This window comes from Bacillus sp. S3 (assembly GCF_005154805.1).
Classification (GTDB): domain Bacteria; phylum Bacillota; class Bacilli; order Bacillales; family Cytobacillaceae; genus Neobacillus.
Map to the genome: position 1 here is coordinate 1596450 of NZ_CP039727.1, position 25707 is coordinate 1622156.

A 25707-nucleotide genomic window follows, 5' to 3' on the forward strand; every position below is an offset into this window, starting at 1 on the left:
GGCAGGTGAATTCCTATGGAGAAAATATTACAAGTAAAAGATTTAAATATATCGTTTCACACTTTTTCGGGAGAAGTGAAAGCTATTCGCGGAATCAGCTTTGATTTGTTAAAAGGAGAAACTTTAGCGATTGTTGGTGAGTCTGGATCGGGAAAATCTGTTACGACTAAATCGATAATGCGTTTATTACCGGAACACAATTCTGAAATAAAGAGCGGGGAAATCCTTTTTAATGGGAAAGACCTGACCAAGTTAACGGATAAACAAATGCAAAAAATCCGCGGCCATGATATCTCGATGATTTTTCAAGATCCAATGACTTCATTAAATCCAACGATGAAAATTGGAAACCAGATCATGGAGCCGCTTATTAAACATCAGAATATGAGCAAGCATACTGCGAAAGAAAGAGCCGTTGAATTATTAAAGCTGGTTGGGATTCCAAAACCGGAGATCCGCATCAATCAGTATCCGCATCAATTTTCCGGCGGGATGAGACAAAGGGTAGTAATTGCAATTGCTTTAGCATGTAATCCTCAAGTTCTGATCGCGGATGAACCTACAACAGCTCTTGACGTGACCATCCAGGCCCAAATTCTTGAGTTAATGAAGGACCTGCAAAAGAAAATCGATACTTCGATTATTTTTATTACTCATGATCTTGGTGTTGTTGCCAATGTTGCCGACCGTGTAGCGGTTATGTATGGCGGGAAAATTGTAGAAATAGGAACGGCGGATGAAATCTTCTATAATCCTCAACACCCGTATACATGGGGATTAATCAGCTCTATGCCGGACATGGATACAGATGATGAGGAATTATTCTCAATTCCAGGAACACCTCCTGATTTATTAGATCCTCCGAAGGGAGATGCATTTGCACCGCGTAACCCGTATGCAATGAAAATAGATATGGAGCAAGAGCCGCCATTCTTTAAGGTGTCTGATACCCATTATGCAGCAACTTGGCTATTGCATCCGGATGCTCCTAAAGTTGAACCGCCAGAGGCAGTTAAAAGGCGTCATAGCCAATATGCAGGTATAACGGGTGCAGCAAGCGGTGCTGCAACATTAAAAAAAAGTCGGACTCCTGGTATGAAGGAGGGAAAATAGATGGCTGAGAGAGAAAAACTACTTGAAATTAAAAGTTTAAAGCAATATTTTAACGAAGGAAAGCCGAATGAAGTTAAGGCAGTCGATAACGTTTCCTTCGATATTTATAAGGGTGAAGTAATGGGGCTTGTAGGTGAGTCTGGCTGTGGTAAATCGACAACAGGCAGAACGATTATCCGCTTGTATGATGCCACCGGTGGGGAAGTTTTGTACGATGGTGTGAATGTACACGGTAAAAAGTCAAAAAAGCAATTGAAAGATTTTAATCGTAAAATGCAAATGATTTTCCAGGACCCGTATGCATCTTTAAACCCTAGATTGAAAATTGCTGATGTTATTGCCGAGGGAATTGATATCCATGGATTGGCAACATCAAAAGCGGATCGGATGCAGCAAGTATATGATCTCCTGGAAACTGTTGGGTTAAACAAGGAACATGCTAACAGGTATCCACATGAGTTCAGCGGCGGGCAGCGGCAGCGGATTGGCATTGCCCGTGCACTGGCTGTTCAGCCTGAATTCATTATTGCAGATGAACCAATTTCCGCTTTGGACGTTTCCATTCAAGCACAGGTTGTAAATCTAATGAAGAAGCTGCAAAAAGAGAAGGGTTTAACCTATCTATTTATTGCCCATGATCTTTCGATGGTTAAATACATTAGCGATCGTATCGGCGTAATGTATTTTGGAAAAATGGTGGAGCTTGCATCTGCGGATGACCTTTATAAAAATCCATTACATCCCTATACGCAATCGCTATTATCAGCGATTCCATCACCGGATCCGATCAGTGAGCGGACACGTAAACGTAAATCCTATGATCCGGCAAGTCATAATTATGATAAAAATGAGGTAATTGAATTCAGGGAAGTTACCCCAGGTCATTTTGTTCTTTGTTCGGAGAAAGAATATAAGCAATATCAAGCACAATCAAAATAATAAAAAAAACGATCTCGATTATTGAGATCGTTTTTTTATCTTATTTTCGGTTGCCGCCAACAGTTTTCCATCCTACCTGATATTTTGCACTTTCATCAACAAATTCAGAACGACGTTTGCCCCCGAATACTTTTTCGCCAATACCATTTGTAATTACCCCCATAAAGGCAGTAATTCCAATGATTAGAAGTGCGACAATCGTTAAATCAGCTATGTATCCAACCATGATAAAAACCCTCCATTTTTGAATAGTCATCATGAGAAATGAAATATCCCCTACACTTAATTGTAAAAGAACTTGGTTCTTATTGAAAGAGGAAAATAAATTAATAAGGAGAAAGTTTTAGAATAAAATGAATGCGTTTTCATTACCGGTTTTTAATTGAGAATCAAGTTTTAATATACCCTCAAAAACACTCCCTTTAGGAACGAATTTTTTAGAAGAGAAAATCAAAACTTTTTGGTGAGAATGAATAAAATTTTGAAACTTTTGTAGAAATCATTCGTCTAATATAATGTGAACATAAATAATGGATTGGTTTTGGCTATTTAAACATTTTTGAAAAAAGGATACCTTTTTTAGAAACTGTGGTGTATAATTAATGATATAAATTACTTATTTATAATAATTTTAATTATGAATTTACATTTTATAAGTTTTAATTCCATTTTACAGGGTATTTATAATATAAATTGCAAATAATAGAGGAGTGTGAAGCACGGATGGTAACACTATACACTTCACCAAGTTGTACATCATGTCGAAAAGCTAAATCATGGTTAGAAGAACATGAAATTCCATACACAGAGAGAAATATTTTCTCTGAACCATTATCAATGGAGGAAATAAAGGCAATTCTTCGAATGACGGAAGATGGAACGGATGAAATCATTTCTACAAGATCAAAAACGTTCCAAAAATTAGATGTGAATTTAGATGCAATGCCACTTCAAGATTTATTTGGTTTAATTAAAGATAATCCTGGGTTATTACGTCGTCCCATTATTATTGATGAAAAACGTTTACAAGTTGGTTATAATGAAGATGAAATTCGACGTTTCCTTCCAAGAAGGGTAAGAACATTTCAATTGCGTGAAGCGCAGCGCATGGTCAATTAAATGATAAGACCTTCTTAAACGGAGGTCTTTTTTATATAGACCGGAAATTTGTAGTTGAACCTGCAATTTGATACAATATAAGGAACTTTCATCCGTCTTTATCCTGATAATACGGAATAATTAGTATATCTTTAGAATAACATATAGGCATTATAATGGTTTTTTAGAATTTCGTGTTTTTTATTTCCCTTATTAGTGCTTTTGTCATAAAATGAAAGTACAAGATTATTTACCTTTTTGAAGTAATTTATTTAATGGCATGATCTGCTGGGGGTATATAGTCCCTTCAATATGGAAAATGGAAGGGAGAGGTTATGATGGAGATTGAACGCATTAATGAGAATACTGTGAAGTTCTATATTTCCTATGGTGACATTGAAGAAAGAGGCTTTGATCGTGAGGAAATTTGGTACAATCGAGAGCGCAGTGAAGAACTCTTTTGGGAAATGATGGATGAGGTTCATGGTGAAGAGGATTTTGTCGTTGAAGGTCCACTTTGGATACAAGTCCAAGCACTTGACAAGGGTTTAGAGGTTCTTGTTACCAAAGCACAGCTTTCTAAAGATGGACAAAAGTTTGAGCTCCCCATTCCTAATGAAAAAATAAAAGACATTCCTGTAGATGGTAATATTGAAGAGATCTTAGATCAGCATTTTAATCCAAATCATTCCGATGAAGAAGACATATTGCTCGAGGAAGAGACATTAGAATTTCTGCTTGCATTTCATGACTTTGAAGATATCATCAGCTTATCGAATCGAGCAGGTTTAGATGATCTAGTAACAAAACTTTATCACTTTGAAGGAAAATATTATTTATATACAGAATTTCCGGAAGATATATATGAAGAAGATGAAATTGATAATATTCTTAGTATCTTACTCGAATACGGTTATGAGACACAGCTTACAATTCATCGTGTTCATGAGTATGGAAAAGAAATTATTTCTAAAGATGTTTTTGATGAACTGCGAAAATATTTTACCTAAAAGGATACCGATTTCATAATTGAAATCGGTATTTTTCATACTTTAAATTATAATGAGATGTTTGGCAGGTGATTCCTTTGAAAAACACTGTAAGGGTGGTTATATTTTTAGCAGTATTGTCCGGACTCTTGTTTTTCTTTAAGGATCAATTAGAAAGTGGAATTTTTGGATTCTTAAGTGTTTTAATTTCGCTTTCCGTTATTTTTATTGGATTTGTGATATTTCTTGAAAATCGTCATCCAACCCAAACTATTACTTGGTTGGTTGTATTAGGGAGCTTTCCGCTAATTGGTTTTATTTTTTATCTTTTATTTGGACGTAATTATCGGAAAGAGAAGATGTTTAGAAAGAAGTATTTCCTTGATAAACAAGCATTTCTCACAGTAGAAGGGGAAGATGACCCGAGAAATGAAGAAAAGCTCAGTTTAATGGGTGAACATCACGGGAAGCTATTTAATTTGGCTCAAAAACTTGGGAACAGCCCTATTTCCTTTGATACCGCTACAAAGGTATTAACCAATGGAGAAGAAACCTTTAGTCAAATTATTGAACAATTGAAAAGGGCACGACATCATATTCATCTCGAATATTATATAGTTCGTCACGATCATATCGGCCAGGAAATAAAAGATATTTTAATTAATAAGGCCAATGAAGGAGTTAAGGTTCGCTTTTTGTATGATGCCGTAGGCTCATGGCAACTATCAAAAAACTACATTAATGAATTGAAAAATGCCGGAATTGAAACGGTCCCGTTTGGCCCAGTAAAATTGCCTTTCTTAAATAATAAATTTAATTTCCGGAATCATCGTAAAATCATTGTAATTGATGGAACAATCGGTTTTGTGGGCGGATTAAATATTGGGGACGAGTATTTAGGGAGAGACAAGGATATTGGCTATTGGCGAGATACACATTTAATGCTAAAAGGGGAAGCTGTTCGGACACTTCAGCTTATCTTTTTGCAAGATTGGTATTATATGACAAATCATAGTTTTTTGACAGCGGAATACTTATCACCCCAATTAGATCATAAAAGCCACGGAGGTGTTCAACTTATTGCCGGCGGCCCTGATAATGAATGGAGCGTTATTAAAAATATCTTCTTCTCGATGATTGCTTCTGCAAAAAAAACGGTTTGGATTGCTTCACCGTATTTTATTCCGGATGAAGATATTTTTTCAGCCATCAAAGTCGCCGCACTAAGCGGTGTAGATGTGAGGCTGCTTGTACCGAACCGTCCTGATAAACGAATTGTTTTTCATGCTTCACGATCTTATTTCACTGAGCTTCTGGAAGCGGGAGTTAAGGTATATGAATATGAACGAGGTTTTATGCATAGTAAAATCGTAATCGTTGATGATGAACTTGCTTCAATCGGGACGTCCAATATGGATATGCGAAGTTTTCACTTGAATTTCGAGGTGAATGCATTCTTATTCCGGACAAAAAGTACAGAAAAGCTTGTTGAAGAATATATTAATGACCTTGAATATGCCAAACAGCTAGAATTAAAAACGTTTCAAGAACGTCATATTGGCCTTAGATTATTGGAGTCAACAGCACGGTTACTATCACCACTTTTATAAGGAAAAGCGGAAGCGCCCTGGAGCTGGAAAATTCTCTAAGCAAGAACTGACAAATTCTAATTTTATAAGGGTAAAAATCTCGTTGAATTGCGACGGGATTTTTTTATTTTTTTTAGAGGATTTTAGCAGAATTTGGCGAAGTTAAAGGTAGAAAAGGAGGAGAGTAAAATTGCTAACCGCACGTACAAAAACAGGTAAAAAACTTTGTCTCGGTCTTAATTATAAAAAGGAAACCCTGATGAGTTATCGCAGTAAGGAAGAATTTGTTTGTCCCATCTGTGGAGAGAGTGTAGTACTTAAATTAGGAGATCAGCGGATTTTTCACTTTGCACATAAACGTGGAAGCACATGCCGAGATAGTTTTGAAAATGAATCATATGAACATCTCGAAGGGAAACGGCAACTTTTTCAATGGCTTATAAGACAAGGGATTCCGGCAGAAATTGAATACTATGACAGTGAAATTCAGCAGCGGCCTGACATAATGTTTAAACATAATGGAAACAAATATGCATTAGAGTATCAATGTTCAACCATACCGGGAATGGATTTTAATAAAAGGACTAAAACGTATTTGGAAAATGGTTATACCCCACTATGGATCATCTCCAGTTGTCACATCCACCAAAAAAAGAAAGACATCATCTCATTATCCACTTTTCAATATTTATTTTTACGAAGTACTTCTTCAGGAAATCTTTATATTCCTGCTTATTGCCCCGAAAAGCATCTATTTCAATTGGTAGAATCGATTACCTCCTTCTCGATAAAAAACGCATTTGCTAAGTATTCCTTTATTCCACAACACAATATTGAGTTAGATGGGCTATTAGAACCTTATCAAAAGAACCAGTTTAATTTATCAAGCTGGAAAGCAGAGACTGAAAAGTTTATCTTCAATTGGGGACTTCATCCGCAGCCGAGTCAAAAAGTATTTCTCCATGAGATTTATAGCCGAGGCCTTAATCTTTTCCTATTACCTCCTGAAATTGGTCTTCCAGTAGCACATGCATTACTATTACAAACACCTCCAATCATTTGGCAAACCTATTTCTATCTTGATGTATTAGCCAATAAGAACCCTGGCGATTTCATAACTTTTCAAGAGGTAACCATTCATTTTAACAAGAGAAAAAGAAAATTCGAAATATTGATAAGAACCCTTCCACAACTACAGCAGTTAAACCCAATCTTACCACTTATTGAATATGTACAAACCTTGGAACACCTGGGAATACTGACACGAAAAAAAGACTCTGTATATCAACTACAACGAAGGATCGTTATACCAAGGTCAAATAGTGAAAGTGAAGAAGTAAAACTGCGTTTTTATCAAAAAAATAGCAATATCCTTCTAAAAAACAATTGAAAATGAACGAATGGGTATAATAAGTGGAGATGTTCTGTCTTTTCTTACGCTTTAAAAAGGAAAATGGAAGAATAAAGAGAATATATTTATTAGAAGGTTTATGAGTTATCACAATGAATGGAGGATGGATCATGGCAAATGAAACCGCTGTAAAATCTCTACCGGCTAGAAGTGAAATCGCTGTGGAAGACACGTGGAATTTAGAAGATATTTTTGCAAGTGATCAAGAATGGGAAAAAGAGTTTCAAGAGGTAAAAAATCAAATTCCAGGGATTAAAGAATTTGAAGGGAAATTAGGAGAGAGTGCGGAGACACTCTATAATGCGCTACAGTTCCAAGATAAACTGTTAGAACGAATTGGAAAGCTCTATACATACTCACATATGCGCTACGATCAAGACACGACCAATTCTTTTTATCAAGGGCTAGATGACAGAATGAAGAATCTCTACTCTCAGGCAGCGAGTCAGTTAGCGTTTATTGTTCCTGAAATTCTTTCAATTGACGAAAGCAAAGTTACAGGTTTCCTCAATGAGAAACAGGAGTTAAAACTATATGAACATGCGTTGGAGGAGATTAATCTTCAAAGGCCACACGTGCTGAGTGCGGAGCAAGAAGCCCTTTTAGCAGAAGCAGGAGAAGTGATGGACGCCTCGAGCAACACCTTTGGGATGCTGAATAATGCCGATCTTCAATTTCCAACCATTAAAGATGAGAATGGTGAAGAGGTTGAAGTGACCCACGGCCGTTACAGCCGTTTCTTGGAAAGCGGAGATCAGCGGGTACGCCGCGATGCCTTTAAAGCTGTTTATAAAACGTATGGAGATTTTAAAAATACTTTTTCAAGCACGTTAAGCGGAAATGTGAAAAAGGACAACTTTAATGCAAGAGTTAGAAAATATGATTCAGCAAGACATGCCGCCCTTTCTGCAAACAATATTCCGGAAAGTGTTTATGATAATCTTGTCAATACAGTGACCGAAAATCTTCACCTATTACATCGCTATGTTAAGCTTCGTAAAAAAGTGTTAGGTTTAGAGGAGCTGCACATGTATGACTTATATACCCCGTTAGTAAAAGATGTGAAAATGCCGATCGAATACGATGAGGCAAAGGATTTAGTCATTAAGGGACTGGCACCATTAGGCGAGGAATATGTGAAAATCTTAAAAGAAGGTTTTGAAAATCGCTGGGTTGATGTTCACGAAAATAAAGGGAAGCGCAGTGGTGCATACTCTTCTGGAGCATATGGGACACATCCATATATTTTAATGAATTGGCAGGATAATGTGAATAATTTATTTACATTAGCCCATGAATTTGGCCATTCCGTGCATAGTTACTATACACGGAAAGCTCAGCCATATCCGTACGGTAACTATTCGATTTTCGTTGCTGAAGTAGCCTCCACCTGTAATGAGGCACTATTAAATGATTACCTGTTAAAAACAATTGATGATGAGCAAAAGCGCATTTACCTCCTAAATCATTATTTAGAAGGCTTTAGAGGAACTGTGTTCCGCCAGACAATGTTTGCTGAGTTTGAGCATCTCATTCATCAAATGGCACAAAATAATGAGGCATTAACTGCCGATGCTTTAACAAAGGCCTATTATGAACTGAATAAAAAGTATTTTGGAGAAGAGGATATTGTGATTGATGAGGAAATCGGTTTAGAATGGGCAAGAATTCCGCATTTCTATTACAATTACTATGTTTATCAGTACGCAACAGGCTTCAGTGCAGCTACCGCTCTTAGTAAGCAGATTTTAGAAGAAGGCGAGCCTGCTGTCAAACGGTATATTGAGGAGTTCCTAAGTGCCGGAAGCTCAGATTACCCAATTGAAGTACTTAAAAAAGCGGGAGTTGACATGACAAGTGCCGATCCAATTAAAAATGCTTGTAAAGTGTTTGAAGAGAAACTGAACGAATTAGAACAATTATTAATATAAGTAAGGAAAAGGGATGGTGCCTAAATCTAGGTCCATCCCTTTTAAAATCCCTTAAATCGTTTACGATCATTAAGATAAGTAAGGAAGATTAATATAGAAATAAATAAAATAGGAGCACTAAGTAATATAGGAAAAATCTTAAGTAATGCAAGAATGTGCAGAAAAAAAGCAAATATTATAAAAAGTACGATGATGACAAAAGGAATTTTGCTCACAGTAAATTCCACCTTTGTAAGGTTGTTCACTACTATGTTTATTGTCCACTTCGTGAATATATGACTTTAACCTGTCTTTTTGACAATATTGTGAAATGTAGCACAAACTTATTGTCAGCAGCTCTAATCGCATGGTATATTTAATGTGTGAAGTTGATCACAACAAACATATACCCCTTTGTTTGACCGTGAAAAATTTCTCCCATCCCCTTTGTTCGTATTAATAGAAAAATGCCTTGCAGTGTTTAAAACTGCAAGGCATTTTCGTTTTCTGGATATGCATAAAAATTGTCGGAACACATTGAACCGACATTCGTTTATTCTTCAATATACCGCCAAAATGTTCCGTACTTGGCCGGAATTTGTTCCACCACTTGCTTTAAAAGCAATTTCTTCATTTCCCGTTCAATTTGTGAAATCGACATATTATAGACTACGGCAATTTCCTTCGAGGCAACAAATTTAAAAAATTTCATAAATGTTTCTAATGAAGGCGGAGGAGATTGTACTGGCTTTTCAGAAAGCATTTCCTCTAATATTTGGACATACACCTCATAAGGATAGGAACCAGTAATTTTAATCCCTTCATCCTCGGTATTTTCATTAAAAAACACGAGGGTAGGAATTTCATAAACATCCATTTCGGAGGTGATTTTCAAATCACATTGAAAGGCTTTCGCTGCACTCTCAGAATGGATATCTGCCATAAATTCTTCAACATCCAAGCCTGAACTATTGGCACATTCCTTTAATACCTCAAGATTAGAAGTATTCTGCTTTTCTAAAAACAGCATTTCCTGAATTCTCCGGAGAAAACGGAGACCCGCGCGTCTGCCTTGTAATTCGGCAGCTTTCAGGGCAATCGAAACAGTATAAGGGTTATCTACAGGGTTTTCTAACCACAAGCTTCCATCACAGGACATGCCCGTTCTGCTCGCTGTCATTTCCCAGACTTGAGCAATATTTTCATAGTTCTTTTTCTTGCTCAAATTTAAATCCGCTAACCGTCCGCTTAACACATGTTTAATTGAAAAATACCTTCCATATTCAATATGCAGTTTCTTTAAAATCGGCTCAAGTGCCCAGCATTCAGGGCAAAGCGGATCAATGAACATATATATTTCAATTGGTTTTTTATCACCGCCGCTGCAACGTTTCTTTGCTCCGGGTGATTTAGAATTACTCACGATTTTCACCTGGTATCTCGCCTTCGTCAGGCGTGTTAATCATATGTTGGGCAGTAAGATAGAGCCGGTCATAGAAATCATCTCGGATTGTACCATGTAAGCCGACCATATCCATTGCGTTTTTCATACAAGATAACCATGCTTTTGCCCGCGATGGTGTAACTGGAAAGGGCAAATGACGGGCACGCATCATCGGATGTCCATGTTCCTCTGTATAAATCGGGGGCCCGCCTAAATATTGTGTCAAAAATTGCTTCTGTTTTCGTGCTATTTCAGTAAATTGATTTGGGAATATTGGAGCAAGCTCAGGATGTTGTGCAACGAGGCCATAAAAAGTGTCGACAAGACGGTATAATGTATCTTCACCAATGGCCTCAAATGGTGTAAGCTTTTTTTCAATCATGTTGACAACTCCTTTAAAATCTTTTGTATTCATATTTTATCAATGCCCCATTCATATCTCAAATGAATTGCCTTGAAAAGGGGAATTTTACAGAATAGTAAAGTTTTCCTTTAGGTTAATTTTCCTATATCAATTATAACTGTTTATATCTTTGATTATAGAAGCGGAGGATTTTATTCTCCGTTTTCCGTTTTGGAATCCCAAATTGAGCAAGAAGTTCTAGGAAAATTTTCTGTCCCTCGGTAAAGGAATCCACTTCATATTCTAATTCGTAATCATCAATTCCCATATAAGAACTATGGTCAAGAACAAGTAATCCATTCTTGTATTGAAATTCTACTCTATTTGTCGTGAGCGATCCAAAATAATCTATTTTGGAAAAAGGAATACCCTGTTCTGCGATTAGTTCCTGGATGATTCCGTATGGGAGCTGCCCCTGATTCATTGCCAATGACGCTTCTACCCGGCTTAAGGTTTGATTGGTTTCTAGCAGTCCAACCTCATTAGGCTGTTTTAGGGTCATTTCGTAAGCTCCTCCTTTTTGACGGATGCGTAAAGCAGCACCCGTTTCCTTTAAAGAAAAATCGGCTGTATCAAAGTAATGATTTTCTTGGGAAAAAATTTGGCCATCCTTTATTTTGAATTCCTTAAGAAGCTGCTCATATTCCTTTTTTGTAAGCATATTTTTAAATTCGATCTCAATATTTTGTGACACCGCAGCTCACCCTTTCTCGATGATAGTTTTCTTAATCATAACGATGAACGTTCATACATGTCCACTGCAGGTGATTTCAGCTATCATTATCAAACTGCAATCCTTGGGAGAAATGGGTGAATTATGTTAAAATAAGATGGTGAAAGATGGAGGGAAACGAGATGAAAAAAAGGATTACAATCCAACAGGCGAACTTGATAGAAAACAAGCTTATATTAGAAACAAATGAACCCATCACCGGATTGGTTCCGGGGGAGCAGATTCTTGTGGATTCTGACCAGTATGCATTCATTTATTTAATGGAGGATCAAGAGGATTATACATATATCGTTTTATCTGAAGAAATCTGGCCGTTATTAAAGACTGCGAACGAGCAAGAGACACCGGTCTGTATTGCCTATAATGAAGAACAGTTAGAGCTAACAAATTTTTCTGAGGAATTAGAATATGTAATTAGTAATATTAAAGGTAATAGTAATTATGGGAATGAAATGGTTACAAAAGTTGAAGGGATTTTCTAAACATAATTTGTTTTCATCGAGGTGAAATCATGAAGCATTGGGATCAATTTTTAGCCCCATATAAGCAGGCTGTATCTGAGCTAAAAATAAAATTAAAGGGAATGAGGGGGCAATTTGAATTAGATTCTTCTCATTCACCCATTGAATTTGTTACAGGGCGCGTTAAACCAATCGCAAGTATTCTCGATAAAGCTAATCAAAAAGGTATACCGCTTGAACGTTTGGAAGAGGAAATGCAAGATATTGCAGGCATGCGAATTATGTGTCAATTTGTAGAAGATATACATATGGTTGTCAATTTGTTAAGACACCGCAATGATCTGGAAGTAGTGGAGGAAAGAGATTACATCTCTCATAAAAAGACGAGCGGGTATCGTTCCTATCATGTGGTGATTCGCTACCCGGTTCAAACCATTCATGGCGAGAAGAAAATCCTTGCCGAAATTCAAATCAGAACGCTGGCAATGAATTTTTGGGCGACAATTGAACATTCATTAAATTACAAGTATAAAGGAGTATTTCCAACTGATATTCAAATGAGACTGCAAAGAGCTTCCGAAGCCGCTTTTCGGCTTGACGAGGAAATGTCAATAATCCGCGGTGAAATCCAGGAAGCTCAAGCTTTTTTTACAAGAAAGAAAGAGTTAACGCAGGAAGATAAGAACTAATCATATGACCGCCTTTTGAAAGCCACTAATTACAAGGAGCATAAACAAATGAAATTTGCGATTACTTCAAAAGGAGATCAAAAATCAAACATTTTAATGCACAAAATGAGGACGTATTTACTTGATTTTGATCTTATCTACGATGAGGACCAGCCCGATATTGTTGTTTCCATTGGCGGCGATGGAACGTTGCTGTATGCTTTCCACCGCTACAGCAGTCGTTTAAGCAAAACGGCATTTGTCGGCATCCATACAGGGCACCTCGGTTTTTATGCCGACTGGATACCGGATGAAATTGAAAAGCTTGTGATTGCTATAGCTAAAACTCCTTATCAAGTTGTCGAATATCCACTGCTTGAGGTCATCATTCGATACTCGCATGCCGGTAAGGAATCAAGGTATTTAGCCCTAAACGAATCAACAGTAAAAAGTGTAGAGGGAACACTTGTGATGGATGTTGAAATTCGCGGCCAGCATTTTGAACGGTTCCGTGGCGATGGTCTCTGCGTTTCAACTCCTTCTGGAAGTACGGCATATAATAAAGCGCTGGGTGGGGCAATTATTCACCCGGCGATATCTGCCATTCAAGTCGCGGAAATGGCGTCCATTAATAACAAGGTATTTAGAACAGTGGGCTCGCCGCTAATCCTTCCTGCACATCATAACTGTATGCTGAAACCTGTTAACCGTTCAGATTTTCAGGTAACGATTGATCATTTGACACTGCTTCATAAGGACGTTAAATCGATTCAATTTAGGGTGCCGGAGGAGAAGATTCGTTTTGCCCGCTTTCGTCCATTTCCATTCTGGAAAAGAGTTCATGACTCATTTATTTCGGACTAGGAGGAAGGCAGCAATATTATGACATCTCATTTTCAATTGAAATGGATAATCGATGAACAGAATAGCGGCATGTTAATAAAGGAATTTTTAAAAAAGGAAGAGATTTCACGTACGGCTTTAACTGATATTAAGTTTAAAGGCGGAGGGATACGGGTAAATAGTGAAGAAATGAATGTCCGATACAAACTTTTAACGGGCGATGTCCTGACGGTTGTATTTCCCGCTGAGCATCCCAGCGAAGGAGTTCAAGGCGAGGATCTGCCGTTAAGTGTTTTGTTTGAAGATGATTATCTTCTTGTTGTCTGCAAACCAGCTGGTATGAATACGATTCCCTCTAGGGAACACCCTAAGGGCAGTCTAGCCAATGCCCTTGTCGGCTACTATCAACGGATTAACCTTAAAGCAACATCTCATATCGTCACAAGGCTTGACCGTGATACATCGGGGATTGTTTTAATTGCTAAGCATCGTCATGTTCATCACTTGTTTAGCAAAATGCAGCAGAACGGACAGGTTAAAAGGACGTATGAGGCTTTTGCCGCTGGTTTACTTGCGCAAGATAGTGGTAGTATTAAGGAACCGATTGGCCGTAAAGAGGACAGTATAATCGAAAGAGAAGTACGTAACGACGGTCAATATGCCTGTACGCATTATCGGGTACTAAAGAGACATAATGCGTTTTCACATATTGAGTTACAACTTGAAACAGGTAGGACGCATCAAATTAGGGTTCATATGTCCTATATTGGCCATCCCTTGCTCGGTGATGATTTGTATGGAGGAGATGTAACGTTACTCAATCGGCAGGCGCTTCATTGCAAACAAATCAAATTTAAGCACCCATTCTCCGGAGAAGAGATGATGTTTTCAGCATCGCTTCCACAGGATATGAGTGTCATATTAGAGGCTGATCTGCTTTGACCTGAGATCAGCCTCGTCATTTTTAATTAATCAATCAAATTCTTTAAATTTTTCTTCAACATAAAGCATAGAAGAAGGTACAGAAATCAATTCCATTTCAGGGTATCTTAATGCGGTAAGCTTGCCGCCAAATACGGCACCTGTATCAATATTATACGTATTGTTAAGGATTCGCGGCTCTTTTACCGGTGTATGTCCGTAAACAATACGGGAATCGCCATGATACGTTTTCGCCCAATCCCGTCTAACCGGTGTGCCGTCAGGATTCTTTTTACCCGTAATATCTCCGTAAAGAACAAATTCTTTAACCTTTGCATGTGTCTGTCCGATAAACTCTTCTTTTATTCCAGCATGTGCAATAATGAGCTTTTGATTATCTAATACTAAATAAAGTGGGGCCTTTTCATAAAGCTCAATAAATTTTTTACGAATGGATTGCTGGTCTTTTTTATATAATGATTCATATTCTGCTACAGTTGTTTCAAGTCCATGTGCAATCTGAACTTTGTTCCCTAGAAAGAAACGGTATAACTTATTGCAGTGGTTTCCAGGAGTATAATAAGCTTGTTTTAGCTTGACGACTAGCTGCCAAACAATCTCAGCCATTTTTAGAGATTCGGGCCCTCTGTCCGTTAAATCACCAACGAAACCAAGTAACCTGTTCTCATGATGCACTGGTAAACCATTATCCCATCTGTAGCCAAGCTTTAAGGTTAACTCCTTAAACTCGTTTAAACACCCGTGAATATCACCGATAATATCAATTTTCATTGGTTACACCCCCTGATCCTTCAATTATTTTTTGTTAAAAGAGGAAACTTTATTAAAAGGAATCTTTAGATTTAAGAGGTGAAGTAATTATGGAGCAGCACGTCTCAGTCATTTCTTTGCTTGTGGTTGTCACCATGGCATTTATAACTCCCATTATTCTACATAGGTTTAAATTGAATTTTATCCCGGTAGTCGTTGCTGAAATTATTATGGGGCTGATTATTGGGAAAAGCGGTTTTGATATCGTTCATCAGGACGCATGGCTTTCTACACTTTCATCCCTTGGCTTCATCTTCCTGATGTTTTTAAGCGGGCTTGAAATTGATTTTACGGCCTTTACAGGCAGTAAAAAGCGGGAAATTCTTCCGAACGGTAAAAAAGAGCCAAATACGTTTGCTGTCGCCACCATTATCTTTGCCGGAATCTTTGTTTTTTCTCTTGGGTTATCCTATTTGTTTGTCATTGCCGGATTTATCGATAATGCCTTCTTAATGACACTTATCATTTCGACCATTTCGCTCGGGGTAGTTGTGCCTACTTTAAAAGAGGCCCACCTAATGAAAACAGTAATCGGACAAATTATTTTGCTGGTTGCTGTCATAGCTGATTTAGTCACGATGATTTTGCTTGCCATTTTTGTCTCGCTGTATGAAGCGAGTCACGGAAATACCTGGCTGCTGTTGATTTTATTCGCTGCTGGTATTGTCCTTTATTTTGTCGGAAAAAGATTTAAAAATCGGAACTTCATTGAGACTTTGTCAACTGGGACAGTACAAATTGGAACAAGAGCGGTATTTACACTTATTATTGTCCTAGTAGGTTTATCCGAAACTGTCGGTGCTGAAAATATCCTTGGAGCATTTCTAGCCGGAGTTCTTGTATCGTTATTATCACCAAACCAGGAGCTTGTCCATAAGCTAGATTCCTTTGGATACGGCTTTTTAATCCCAATTTTCTTCGTGATGGTAGGTGTGAATCTCGATGTGTGGTCTCTTTTCAGTGAAAAGAAGCTTTTGCTTTTAATCCCGCTTTTACTAGTTGGTCTCTTGCTATCTAAACTTTTGCCAGTCTACCTGTTAAAAATTTGGTATGATCTAAAAACGGTAATTTCCTCCGGTTTTCTACTTACATCGACCCTTTCACTGGTTATTGCTGCCGCTACAATAGGGGAGAGAATTGGGGTTATTACGGAGCAGATGAAGGGGACACTAATTTTAGTAGCGGTAATTACATCAATTATTACACCAATTGTCTTTAAAAAGTTGTTTCCGAAAGAAGCGGTTACGAGCAAAAAGGTCCGTGTTTCTTTCTTAGGTGCAAACCAGGTTACTCTGCCAGTATCGCGGGAGTTAAAGTCCGGACTATATGATCCAGTTCTGTACCATACAAAAATGGAAAAGTCGGAAAAGCAGATTGCCAATTCGCTTTTTGATATTATCGAAATCCCTGATTACTCCATTGAGACCATTGCACATACAGATGTATATCAGTCTGAGATTGTGGTAATTTCAACAGGGGATGAAAATGTGAATGCAGTCTTGGCGATTGCAGCAAAGGAGAAAACCGTTCCAAGGGTAATCGCCCGGATTGAAAGTCAAGATTTAGAACAAAGCTTGAGAGAGCAGCATATTGAAGTGTACTCTGCCTTTAAGTCTTCAAAAACATTGCTCCGGGCGTTAATCGAATCACCTACATTGATTAACATTCTAACGGACCAAGAGGAAGGGCTTTTTGAAATTGTGATGTTGAATCCGCATTTTGAAGGGATGTCGTTAAGAAGATTTCCGTTTACAGGTGATATTATTTTTGTACGAATTTTTAGAGAGAAGGATTCGATTGTTCCCCATGGTGATACTGAATTACAGATGCATGACCGCCTGATTGTAACAGGCTCAAAGGAATATGTAGATGAATTGAAAAGGGAATTGGAATTTTGCGAAACATGTTAAAAATCATTTTTAGGAAAGAATCACATGCTTTTCATTTGTGGAAAATTAGTGTAATATTAGTACCAAGTGCTAATATCTTGTAATTATTGTAGGAGGACTTTTAAATATGAATTTTTCATTAGCAGGTAAAACATATGTAGTCATGGGTGTAGCTAATAAACGAAGTATTGCATGGGGAATTGCCCGATCATTGCATAATGCAGGGGCAAGATTAATTTTCACATATGCCGGTGAAAGAATTGAGAGCAGTGTTCGTGAACTAGCTGATTCGTTAGAGGCGGAAGGGACACTTGTACTTCCATGTGATGTAACAAATGATGAAGCAATTGCCGATTGTTTCGCAAAAATAAAGGAGGCAGCCGGAACGATTCACGGTCTTGCACATTGTATTGCCTTTGCCAAAACAGAGGAATTAAAAGGTGAATTTGTCAACACTTCAAGGGATGGTTTCCTCCTTGCACAAAATATAAGCGCCTTTTCATTAACAGCTGTAGCCAAAGAAGCACGAGGCTTAATGACTGAGGGCGGCAGCATTGTTACATTAACGTATTTAGGCGGCGAGCGCGCGATTCCGAACTACAATGTTATGGGTGTTGCAAAAGCTTCTCTTGATGCCAGCGTCCGTTATTTAGCAACAGATCTCGGTAAAGATGGGATTCGTGTTAATTCCATTTCTGCTGGTCCCATCCGTACACTTTCAGCTAAAGCAATCGGAGAATTCAATTCTATCTTAAACGAAATTGAAGAAAAGGCACCATTACGGAAAACAACTACACCTGAAGAAGTCGGTGACACCGCTCTATTCCTTTTCAGTGACCTTTCGCGTGGGATTACAGGCGAAAACATTCACGTTGATTCAGGGTATCACATTCTATAATAAAAACCTTAGCCCGCGTAAAAAAGCGGGCTTTTGTTATGTATTCTTTTATATGAGGAAATTCCTTGTGAACGGGAATAGGCATTTTGCATACATATATTGTGTAGGATGAGGGGATTAGGAGGTGAGGAGTGATTCATGTCGAAAATGAAGAGTAAGGGGCCGCTTTTATATGTTCATCAGCCCTTTTCTAGGATGCCAACAAACAATAATATGCAGGAGATATATACCAGCAGGAGCGAACAGGAACCTCAAGAGGAGGAAATTCAGAATAACGCTCAAAAGAAAATTTCCCTTGCGAAAAAGGAGCTTTTCCAGGAACCGATCCCAATTGAAGTAGTCAAAGCAGAACATACACAAACAGCCCATCATCCGCAAAACAAAAGAACAGGTCTTAAAAGGGTCAAACCCTTTAAAGAAATGGATGTATTGGAACGATTAGACTACCTAATCAACTTTCCAAAAGTACTTCCACCTGTCCCATGTGTCTTTTATACCGCTGAAAAAAATTATCAAGGTTATTTAACGGAATACGATCAAAACCATGTTACAATCCAATTTCACGACCAGACATCAAAAACCATTCCGCTCGGGGAAATAAAGGATGTCATCATGATCGGGATAAAGAATATCTAGAAAAAAGAAAAGCGGAAGCGCCCTGGTCAGCGGCGTATGGCCTGGAGCGTTCCAACTGAGATAAAGGAAACACGAAGAGCCGGAGGCGATTCGATGTTGACTTATCGTAGAGCGGAACGCGAAGGACACTAGCCGCTAGGGCGCTGGAACTGGACAATCTGAAAAAGCCAGCCGATTCACGACTGGCTCATTTTCTTTAGCAGTTTATCTTAATTGCATAATCCTAGGTTAACGTCTGCAATACATTGAACCGCACAGAAGCATTTCAAGTCAACCGTAATGCAATCTCTGCTGGCGCGGAATCTGTCGACCTGGCAAACCTTTGTGAGGTCCACACAGCATTTGTCGCTGCTTGAAACAAGGTTCACCGGAGCAAAGTGTCCGCTGCTATCGCGGTGTCCAGGCACTAAAACACGAAGTGTAGCACAGCAATTGTCAAATACTTCTTCTACACGGAAGTAGATGGATACACAGGCGTTACCTTCATGCGTTAAGAATGCATGAAACGGAGTTCCGTCTGCCGTACTTAAGACAAATACTCGTGTATCAACCGGTTCTCTCCTAGCCGGTGACACCATAGCACCTAGTGGTTCAGTAAAACAGCTGGAACACTCTGCGCATTCTTCTTCTACAGCATTATCTTGGATATCTTTAATGGCACGAACTACTTCGCATACACAGTTACCATTGCGAAAATCGTCATGATTATTTCCACAACCCATTTATTTTTCCTCCTTATACCGTTATATATCTTACATTACTAACATATTTAACAAGGCGCATTTGGGTTACGGACAATTGCCTTGTTTGGAAAAATTAGGCGGATATAAGCGCAAATTGTATAAGAAAGGACCACTTGAGATGAAAATAACCTTTTTAAACTTGATTATTTTGTCACTCGCAAGCTTTAGGCTGACAAGATTACTTGTTTTTGATAAAATTACCGAATTTATTCGCGCCCCTTTTTTTGATGAAGTAAGTGAGGAAAATGAGGAAGGCGAACTAGAGGTCTATTACCTTCCGAAGAAATCAGGGGTTAAGAAATTTCTAGGTGAACTTCTCAGTTGTTATTGGTGTACGGGAATCTGGGCATCAGCCCTTATCGTAGGAGCTGGCTATCTATCCCCTACCATTGCTGCACCTATCATACTTATTTTAGCGATTGCAGGCTTTGCTTCAATTATTGAATTTTTTGTACAGTATTTTATCGAAAAATAATTCTTTCGCTGAGACAAGACATTAGTTAACATCATATTCTAATTAGGAGTAAATCTATTGATTCGAGGGAGAGAGAAGATGAATACAAAAAAACAAGGACAGCAGAAAAAACAAACAGTTCAAGCGGCAAACACAAAACGGAGAAAAGGCTGTGGGTGTGGTAAAAAAACTTCAAAGTAAAATGAAAAACTGCTGGGGATCTGGCAGTTTTTCATTTTAGTGAGGGTCCTAACAGTAAAAATTAACTAACCTAGTCATAATTTTTGTTAATGTGAAAAAACTACTTCATAAGAGTAACTTTAAAAATGGAGCAAGGAAAGGGATAAGATGGCGACTAAATACCGATTATTCATGCTTTTGTGTTTATTATTATTGGCAGCCTGTAATCATAACGACAAGGAAAAAGACAGTCGACTAGCATTGGTGAAAACGACAAATCCTAATCCAGTCATGACTGACAAAGCAAAGAACAGTGACGGAGTGGAAGAAATTAAAAAGGAGGTCAGTTCTTTGCCGGAACTTTATGATGTTGCCGTTGTAAAGGGGAAAAAGGATACGCTTGTCGTTTATAAGGTGAAGCATCTGCACCGTTTTAAAATGAAAAAGATCGAAAAGAATGTAAGTTCAATGCTAAAAGAGAAATATCCGAAAGAAAAATTTACGGTCTCAAGCGATTATAAGATTTTTCTTGAAACCGTCAGGCTGAATGAGCGCATGGAATCAGCAAAATTTACTCGGAAGGAAGCCGAAAAGCGGTTTAAGGAAATCGTAAAAATGACAGAAGATCTAAAGTAAGAAAGGAAGAATAAGTATGCCGAGCAAAGAAAAACAACAAAATATGACCCCACAGCAGCGGAACTATCAAGCGCTTCAGCAAAAGCATGAACTAAAAAGACCTGTACTGAAGAATTGTATTAAGGCATTTTGGGTAGGCGGACTCATTTGCGTGATTGGTCAAGCTGTCAGTTATTTTTACATATATTTTTTTAATTTTACCGAACAGAGTGTCGGCAATCCTACTGTTGCAACGATGGTCTTTTTCTCTATGCTGTTAACAGGCTTTGGCGTATATGACCGGCTGGGGCAATTTGCAGGGGCAGGAAGTGCCGTACCGGTTACCGGATTTGGAAACGCTGTTATTTCAGCAGCGATTGAACACCGGACAGAAGGATTTGTTCTCGGTGTGGGCGGGAATATGTTTAAACTCGCAGGCTCAGTCATTCTCTTTGGAGTATTCTCTGCGTTCGTTGTTGCATTGATTAAAACGCTGCTCGTAATTTGGGGGGTTTTGTAATTGTTAAAAGGGCATCAATCATGGGTATTCACAAATCGGCCAATGATTACAGCCACGGGTGTAACGGGCGGACCATTTGAAGCGAATGGAAAATTGGCGAATGATTTTGATTTATTATATGAAGACCTTTGGATGGGAAAAGAGTCATATGAGAAGGCACATCGTTTATTGCTTGAAGAGGCTATTAAACTGGCCTTGGAGAAAGGAAATATTCAAAAAGAACAAGTGCAATTTTTATTTGCCGGTGATTTAATCAATCAGATTACGCCAACGAGCTTTGCAGCCAGAACGATGCAGATTCCCTATTTCGGCCTTTTTGGTGCCTGCTCCACATCAATGGAGGGGTTAGCACTTTCGTCTTTTGTGGTTAATTATCAGGGGGCAAAATATGTGGTAACAGGTGCCTCAAGCCATAATGCAGCTGTAGAAAAGCAGTTCCGCTATCCGACAGAATATGGCGGCCAGAAGCCGCCGACAGCTCAGTGGACGATAACCGGCGCTGGAGTGGCCCTTGTGGAGCCTAATCAGACGGGAAGTCAGCACCCTGTGACAACTTCGGCGACCATCGGGAAGGTCATTGATATGGGATTAACTGATCCGTTTAATATGGGCGGGGCAATGGCGCCCGCAGCGGCAGATACAATTATTGCGCATTTTCGTGATCTGCAATTAGATCCATCACATTATGATTTAATTGTGACCGGAGACCTAGGCAGAGTCGGTCATGATACCGCATTTGAATTGCTTAACAAGAGCGGCCTGAATTTGCAAAGAAAACAATTTCAGGATTGCGGATTACTTATGTACAAGGATGATCAGCCGGTTCAGTCCGGAGGAAGCGGTGCGGGGTGTTCGGCTACAGTTATATATGGACACTTGCTAAATCAGTTAAAAAAGGGTACCTATAGACGAATACTGGCAGTAGCGACGGGGGCGTTATTATCCCCGCTCAGCTTTCAACAAAATGAGTCGATTCCATGTATTGCACATGCTGTGTCTATTGAGATGAATGAAGAATAGGGGGTGAGTCAATGCTTGCAATGTTTTTTTGGGCATTTGTGATTGGCGGGCTATTTTGTGTCATTGGGCAGCTTTTATTTGATGTAGCGAAACTAACTCCTGGACATACCTTAAGCTTGCTCGTTTGCATCGGATCTGTATTAGACGGGTTCGGACTGTATGAACCATTAGTTGATTTTGCCGGGGCAGGAGCAACGATACCCATCACAAGCTTTGGAAATTCCTTAGTCCACGGGGCAATGCAGGATGCGGAGGCACATGGACTTATTGGCGTATTAACAGGCATGTTCCAAGTGACCAGCTCAGGAATCTCCGCGGCAATTATTTTTGGATTTATTGGGGCACTAATTTTTAAACCTAAAGGGTGAAAAGCACATTTTTCTTCTAACTATTTGATAAGGCTGTCATGCCTATACACATTATTAAGTAATTTCATATGTTATTAATGAGATTACAAAAGTGAGGTGACAGTCTATGTGCTTTGGATATGGCGGCTACGGCTACGGCTACGGCGGCGGTTTCTACGGAGGTTCTACTTTCGTTTTAATCGTTGTATTGTTCATCCTTTTAATCATTGTCGGTGCAAGCTTCTATTAAGATTTACTAAGCTTGTTTCGATGGGAGGGGTGGCCCCAAAAAGTGGCCAGCCCCTTTCTTTTCCTTGTAATCACCAAATTCTTAATCCTTCATACAATAAAGTAGTTTATGAAGGAGTGTGAGTTTTGAACATGGATAATGGGTTCTTTAAAAACATAGAAAAGAAAACGGGCGTCAACATGAAAGATATCTTTGATTTAGCAAACTCCTTGCAGCATGCTAACTTTAAAGATGAAAAAACAGTCCGTAATGTGATTCGCAGAGTGTCTCAAATTGCCAATAAACCAGTAAGTAAAGATATGGAAGATCAAATTGTTAAATCCATTATTAACGATGGCAAACAGCTTGATTTCAATACAATTGCGAATATGATGAATAAGAAGTAAAGAAAGAAGACCTGCTCCTAAAATATTAGGAATCGGTCTTCTTCATTTTATTTATCGGAGCTAAGAACCTTGAGCGGTTTGCCTTTTTTCCTCTTCTGCTGCCCGGCACAGAAATCAACAGCTGCTCCCTGGCACGAGTCATCGCTACATAAAATAATCTTCTCTCTTCCTCAAGACCGGTAAAGTCGCCATTTCGATAAGCATCTAAGGCAAAATCGTGAGGCAGGCTTCCATCCACAGCACCGATCATGTAAACTGTTTCGTATTCAAGCCCTTTCGCACGATGGATTGTGCTAAGGCTGACGGCATCCGTAAAATGTTTGCTTAAATTTTTTATTTCCTTGTTCATTGCCGACATATGCGCGGTATGGGTCAGCAATGCCTCAATTGACTCAAAGCTTTTTGCTGCCACTTTAAGGTCCTTTAGATCATCCGATCCTTTTTCAAGCTTACTTGACTCATTTCCCCGTTTTTTAAGAAAATCAAGAAACCCAAGGTCTTTTTCAACCTTTTCTATGGCCGCGGCAGGGGACAAATGCTTTAGACCACGGATAACCGTTACCGCCTTTTTCAATTTTTTCTCTTGAAAGGCATGGGATGTTTTCAAGTGTGAAAGGGCCTCAAGGAAACTGCAGTCTTCTAGAATGCTCTCTGCTTTAATATCTTTTAGAACCGTTTGTTTTAAAAATAATAACGGAAGAATATCTGTTAGTGCCTGCAAATCATCTTCGTTTAAACTGACCCTTAAAAAGGCTAAAGCGCTCCGTACAATATAACGGTCGTAAAAGCTTTCCGCATCCTGGTCGATTTTAAACGGAAGGTTGGAGCTGGCTAAGCGTTCAAACACAGCACGGGAACTGGCATTTGTCCGATAAAGAATCGCAAAATCACTAGGGTTTGCTCCTTTTGAAATCTGTTCCTGGATATCGGTGACAATCATCGTTGCTTCTTCCTCTTCATCATAGGGAAAAAATAACAACGGCAGCGTTCCAGACGCAAATTGTGCCTTCATTTTCTTCGGCCGCCGTATTTTATTTGCGGCAATCATTTGATTCGCAGCGGCCACAATTTCATGTGTTGAACGATAGTTTTGGTCAAGGGTTACCAGTTTAGCGTAGGGAAAATCCTTTTCAAATTCCAATAAATAACTAGGGTCACTGCCCCTAAACGAGTAGATCGACTGATCATCGTCACCAACAGCACAAACGTTTTTATTTCTTCCTGAAAGAAGTTTAATGAGCTCGTACTGGACCTTATTTATATCCTGGAACTCATCGATTAAAAAGTAATGAAAGCGATTCTGGTACTGTTCCAGCAAGGCAGGAGAGGTGCTCAAAAGCTGATAACAACCAATTAACATGTCATCAAAATCAAACAGTCCATGTTGCTGTTTGTATTGCTCATATTTTTGATATAGGACCGCAGTTTTTTCTTCCCACGCGTTTTCGGGCTTCACTTCATTTGGAAATCTAAGCGAGTTTTTCCAAAAGCCAATTTGCTGCAGTGCTAAATCATAGGCAAATTCTTTTTCTGACAAGTTAAGTTCTTTACCGGCTGCCTTCAAAATTTTATCCCGCTGCCATTCTTTTTTCAGCAAATTGTCAGAAGACCAATTCCCTCCATCGTGAAACATAAGAATGCGATAAAAAATGCTATGAAATGTGCCGGTGACAAGCCGATTGATTTTTTCTCTTTTCATATTCGGGTAGGTGAGCAGCCTGTTCTTCATTTCGGCAGCGGCTTTCGATGTAAAGGTAACGAGCATGATATTGCGTGGATCGATTTGCTTAACTTCCAGCATAAAAGCGGTTCGCGCTGTTAATACCCTTGTTTTGCCGCTTCCTGCACCAGCGAGGACCAAAAGGGAGCCCTCCGTTTCCGTAACTGCCGCAGCCTGACTTTGATCAAGGACCGTTCCGTTTTCAGCAAGCTGCTGTAAATAGGGGGGAACATCGTGTTGATGTTGACTGATTTTTTGATTAAACGGGACAGTGTATTCAATGTTTTTAGCAGGTTTGAAGAATTCTAAGTCTTTGGAGGCTGCTGTAATGGTTCTGGCTTGTGGAATCTTAAATCCGTTGCGCTCAATGTATTGTTCATTTTCTTCTTTGGTGGTACTTGGAGTGACGGGATCCGGACATTGTTTTTCAGGTGAAAGTGCGTGATAAAAATGAGGGTTCCCCTGAATGCCAAGAAACAAGCGCACCTTCTCCTTGCAAACAGGACAGTGCAGTTCACCATTTTTTCCGGCAAGAAATATCTTTTGATAGTGACCGCGAGCTAGTTGATTTAGTGATATATTTTGATTTTGATAGATAGCTGTTTTCATATTTAAACCTCTATTTCTTCTAATAAGACATCTTCTATCATAACAAAACCGTGTAGGCAGGGGAAGGAGATTCATGAGCAAAAGTGA

28 protein-coding genes are annotated in these 25707 nt (G+C 38.9%); 21 read left to right on the forward strand and 7 right to left on the reverse strand.

Annotated features, from left to right (window positions below):
- Positions 1-15 precede the first annotated feature (15 nt).
- Entirely contained in the window at positions 16-1113 is a 1098-nt protein-coding gene (locus FAY30_RS07635) for an ABC transporter ATP-binding protein (RefSeq protein ID WP_149869310.1), read from the forward strand.
- Positions 1114-2052 carry an ABC transporter ATP-binding protein gene (locus FAY30_RS07640; RefSeq protein WP_149869311.1) on the forward strand — a complete coding sequence of 313 codons (939 nt, stop codon included), beginning with the start codon at positions 1114-1116 and terminating at the stop codon, positions 2050-2052. It begins immediately after the preceding gene.
- Between the two features lie 40 nt (positions 2053-2092).
- Here the strand turns inward: FAY30_RS07640 and FAY30_RS07645 are convergent, their stop codons facing one another.
- On the reverse strand, positions 2093-2278 hold the full coding sequence (locus FAY30_RS07645; protein WP_149869312.1) for a hypothetical protein: 186 nt from the start codon (positions 2276-2278) through the stop codon (positions 2093-2095).
- A 497-nt stretch (positions 2279-2775) separates the two neighbouring features.
- Between FAY30_RS07645 and spxA the strand changes: the two genes are divergently transcribed.
- The 5 genes from spxA to pepF all read left to right on the forward strand — a co-directional run bounded on the left by spxA (position 2776) and on the right by pepF (position 9070).
- Positions 2776-3171, forward strand: a complete 396-nt coding sequence (gene spxA / locus FAY30_RS07650) for a transcriptional regulator SpxA (RefSeq protein ID WP_149869313.1) — start codon at positions 2776-2778, stop codon at positions 3169-3171.
- Between the two features lie 317 nt (positions 3172-3488).
- On the forward strand, positions 3489-4160 hold the full coding sequence (gene mecA / locus FAY30_RS07655) for an adaptor protein MecA (RefSeq protein WP_149869314.1): 672 nt from the start codon (positions 3489-3491) through the stop codon (positions 4158-4160).
- A gap of 77 nt (positions 4161-4237) precedes the next feature.
- Complete coding sequence (gene cls, locus FAY30_RS07660; protein WP_149869315.1) at positions 4238-5749, forward strand: cardiolipin synthase; 1512 nt, start codon at positions 4238-4240, stop codon at positions 5747-5749.
- 169 nt (positions 5750-5918) lie between these two features.
- Positions 5919-7118, forward strand: a complete 1200-nt coding sequence (locus FAY30_RS07665; RefSeq protein WP_149869316.1) for a competence protein CoiA — start codon at positions 5919-5921, stop codon at positions 7116-7118.
- 131 nt (positions 7119-7249) lie between these two features.
- Complete coding sequence (pepF, locus tag FAY30_RS07670) at positions 7250-9070, forward strand: oligoendopeptidase F (RefSeq protein ID WP_149869317.1); 1821 nt, start codon at positions 7250-7252, stop codon at positions 9068-9070.
- 532 nt (positions 9071-9602) lie between these two features.
- On the opposite strand, the gene FAY30_RS07675 is transcribed toward pepF, so the two are convergent.
- The 3 genes from FAY30_RS07675 to FAY30_RS07685 all read right to left on the reverse strand — a co-directional run bounded on the left by FAY30_RS07675 (position 9603) and on the right by FAY30_RS07685 (position 11590).
- Entirely contained in the window at positions 9603-10481 is an 879-nt protein-coding gene (locus FAY30_RS07675; protein ID WP_149869318.1) for a ClpXP adapter SpxH family protein, read from the reverse strand.
- Entirely contained in the window at positions 10465-10875 is a 411-nt protein-coding gene (locus FAY30_RS07680) for a globin domain-containing protein (protein ID WP_149872633.1), read from the reverse strand. Before FAY30_RS07680 ends, FAY30_RS07675 begins: the two co-directional genes overlap by 17 nt.
- A 133-nt stretch (positions 10876-11008) precedes the next feature.
- Positions 11009-11590 carry a CYTH domain-containing protein gene (locus tag FAY30_RS07685; RefSeq protein WP_149869319.1) on the reverse strand — a complete coding sequence of 194 codons (582 nt, stop codon included), beginning with the start codon at positions 11588-11590 and terminating at the stop codon, positions 11009-11011.
- A gap of 161 nt (positions 11591-11751) precedes the next feature.
- Here FAY30_RS07685 and FAY30_RS07690 point away from each other — a divergent pair, with 161 nt between their 5' ends.
- From FAY30_RS07690 to FAY30_RS07705, 4 genes are read left to right on the forward strand one after another with little or no spacing between them, the layout of a single operon-like run.
- Positions 11752-12111, forward strand: coding sequence for a UPF0738 family protein (locus tag FAY30_RS07690; protein WP_149869320.1), 360 nt, complete (start codon positions 11752-11754; stop codon positions 12109-12111).
- A gap of 29 nt (positions 12112-12140) precedes the next feature.
- On the forward strand, positions 12141-12779 hold the full coding sequence (locus tag FAY30_RS07695; RefSeq protein ID WP_149869321.1) for a GTP diphosphokinase: 639 nt from the start codon (positions 12141-12143) through the stop codon (positions 12777-12779).
- 48 nt (positions 12780-12827) lie between these two features.
- Positions 12828-13622 (forward strand): NAD kinase, encoded by a 795-nt coding sequence (locus tag FAY30_RS07700; protein ID WP_149869322.1) that lies wholly within the window; start codon positions 12828-12830, stop codon positions 13620-13622.
- 18 nt (positions 13623-13640) lie between these two features.
- Entirely contained in the window at positions 13641-14543 is a 903-nt protein-coding gene (locus tag FAY30_RS07705) for an RluA family pseudouridine synthase (RefSeq protein ID WP_149869323.1), read from the forward strand.
- A gap of 30 nt (positions 14544-14573) precedes the next feature.
- Here FAY30_RS07705 and prpE read toward each other — a convergent pair whose 3' ends face one another.
- A complete protein-coding gene (prpE, locus tag FAY30_RS07710) occupies positions 14574-15314 on the reverse strand; it encodes a bis(5'-nucleosyl)-tetraphosphatase PrpE (protein WP_149869324.1) in 741 nt (246 codons plus the stop codon).
- 89 nt (positions 15315-15403) lie between these two features.
- Between prpE and FAY30_RS07715 the strand changes: the two genes are divergently transcribed.
- From FAY30_RS07715 to FAY30_RS07725, 3 genes are all read left to right on the forward strand, one after another.
- Positions 15404-17263, forward strand: a complete 1860-nt coding sequence (locus FAY30_RS07715) for a monovalent cation:proton antiporter family protein (protein ID WP_149869325.1) — start codon at positions 15404-15406, stop codon at positions 17261-17263.
- 106 nt (positions 17264-17369) lie between these two features.
- Entirely contained in the window at positions 17370-18140 is a 771-nt protein-coding gene (gene fabI / locus FAY30_RS07720) for an enoyl-ACP reductase FabI (RefSeq protein WP_149869326.1), read from the forward strand.
- A gap of 138 nt (positions 18141-18278) precedes the next feature.
- On the forward strand, positions 18279-18776 hold the full coding sequence (locus FAY30_RS07725) for a CotO family spore coat protein (protein WP_149869327.1): 498 nt from the start codon (positions 18279-18281) through the stop codon (positions 18774-18776).
- Positions 18777-18985: 209 nt separating this feature from the next.
- Here FAY30_RS07725 and FAY30_RS07730 read toward each other — a convergent pair whose 3' ends face one another.
- A complete protein-coding gene (locus FAY30_RS07730) occupies positions 18986-19498 on the reverse strand; it encodes a CotY/CotZ family spore coat protein (protein WP_149869328.1) in 513 nt (170 codons plus the stop codon).
- 139 nt (positions 19499-19637) lie between these two features.
- Between FAY30_RS07730 and FAY30_RS07735 the strand changes: the two genes are divergently transcribed.
- The 7 genes from FAY30_RS07735 to FAY30_RS07765 all read left to right on the forward strand — a co-directional run bounded on the left by FAY30_RS07735 (position 19638) and on the right by FAY30_RS07765 (position 23291).
- Positions 19638-19994, forward strand: a complete 357-nt coding sequence (locus FAY30_RS07735; RefSeq protein ID WP_149872634.1) for a DUF1360 domain-containing protein — start codon at positions 19638-19640, stop codon at positions 19992-19994.
- 327 nt (positions 19995-20321) lie between these two features.
- Positions 20322-20789 (forward strand): YhcN/YlaJ family sporulation lipoprotein, encoded by a 468-nt coding sequence (locus FAY30_RS07740; RefSeq protein ID WP_149869329.1) that lies wholly within the window; start codon positions 20322-20324, stop codon positions 20787-20789.
- Positions 20790-20805: 16 nt separating this feature from the next.
- On the forward strand, positions 20806-21288 hold the full coding sequence (spoVAC, locus tag FAY30_RS07745) for a stage V sporulation protein AC (protein ID WP_149869330.1): 483 nt from the start codon (positions 20806-20808) through the stop codon (positions 21286-21288).
- The gene (spoVAD, locus tag FAY30_RS07750; protein ID WP_149869331.1) at positions 21289-22308 is read left to right on the forward strand and encodes a stage V sporulation protein AD; all 1020 of its coding nucleotides are present in this window, start codon (positions 21289-21291) and stop codon (positions 22306-22308) included.
- 11 nt (positions 22309-22319) lie between these two features.
- On the forward strand, positions 22320-22676 hold the full coding sequence (gene spoVAE / locus FAY30_RS07755) for a stage V sporulation protein AE (protein ID WP_149869332.1): 357 nt from the start codon (positions 22320-22322) through the stop codon (positions 22674-22676).
- Positions 22677-22782: 106 nt separating this feature from the next.
- A complete protein-coding gene (locus FAY30_RS07760) occupies positions 22783-22905 on the forward strand; it encodes a YjcZ family sporulation protein (RefSeq protein ID WP_149869333.1) in 123 nt (40 codons plus the stop codon).
- Between the two features lie 131 nt (positions 22906-23036).
- Positions 23037-23291: a sporulation-specific transcription regulator SpoVIF gene (locus FAY30_RS07765; protein ID WP_149872635.1), complete on the forward strand. Its 255-nt coding sequence runs from the start codon at positions 23037-23039 to the stop codon at positions 23289-23291.
- Positions 23292-23316: 25 nt separating this feature from the next.
- On the opposite strand, the gene FAY30_RS07770 is transcribed toward FAY30_RS07765, so the two are convergent.
- The gene (locus tag FAY30_RS07770) at positions 23317-25620 is read right to left on the reverse strand and encodes a UvrD-helicase domain-containing protein (RefSeq protein ID WP_149869334.1); all 2304 of its coding nucleotides are present in this window, start codon (positions 25618-25620) and stop codon (positions 23317-23319) included.
- Between the last annotated feature and the right edge of the window lie 87 nt (positions 25621-25707).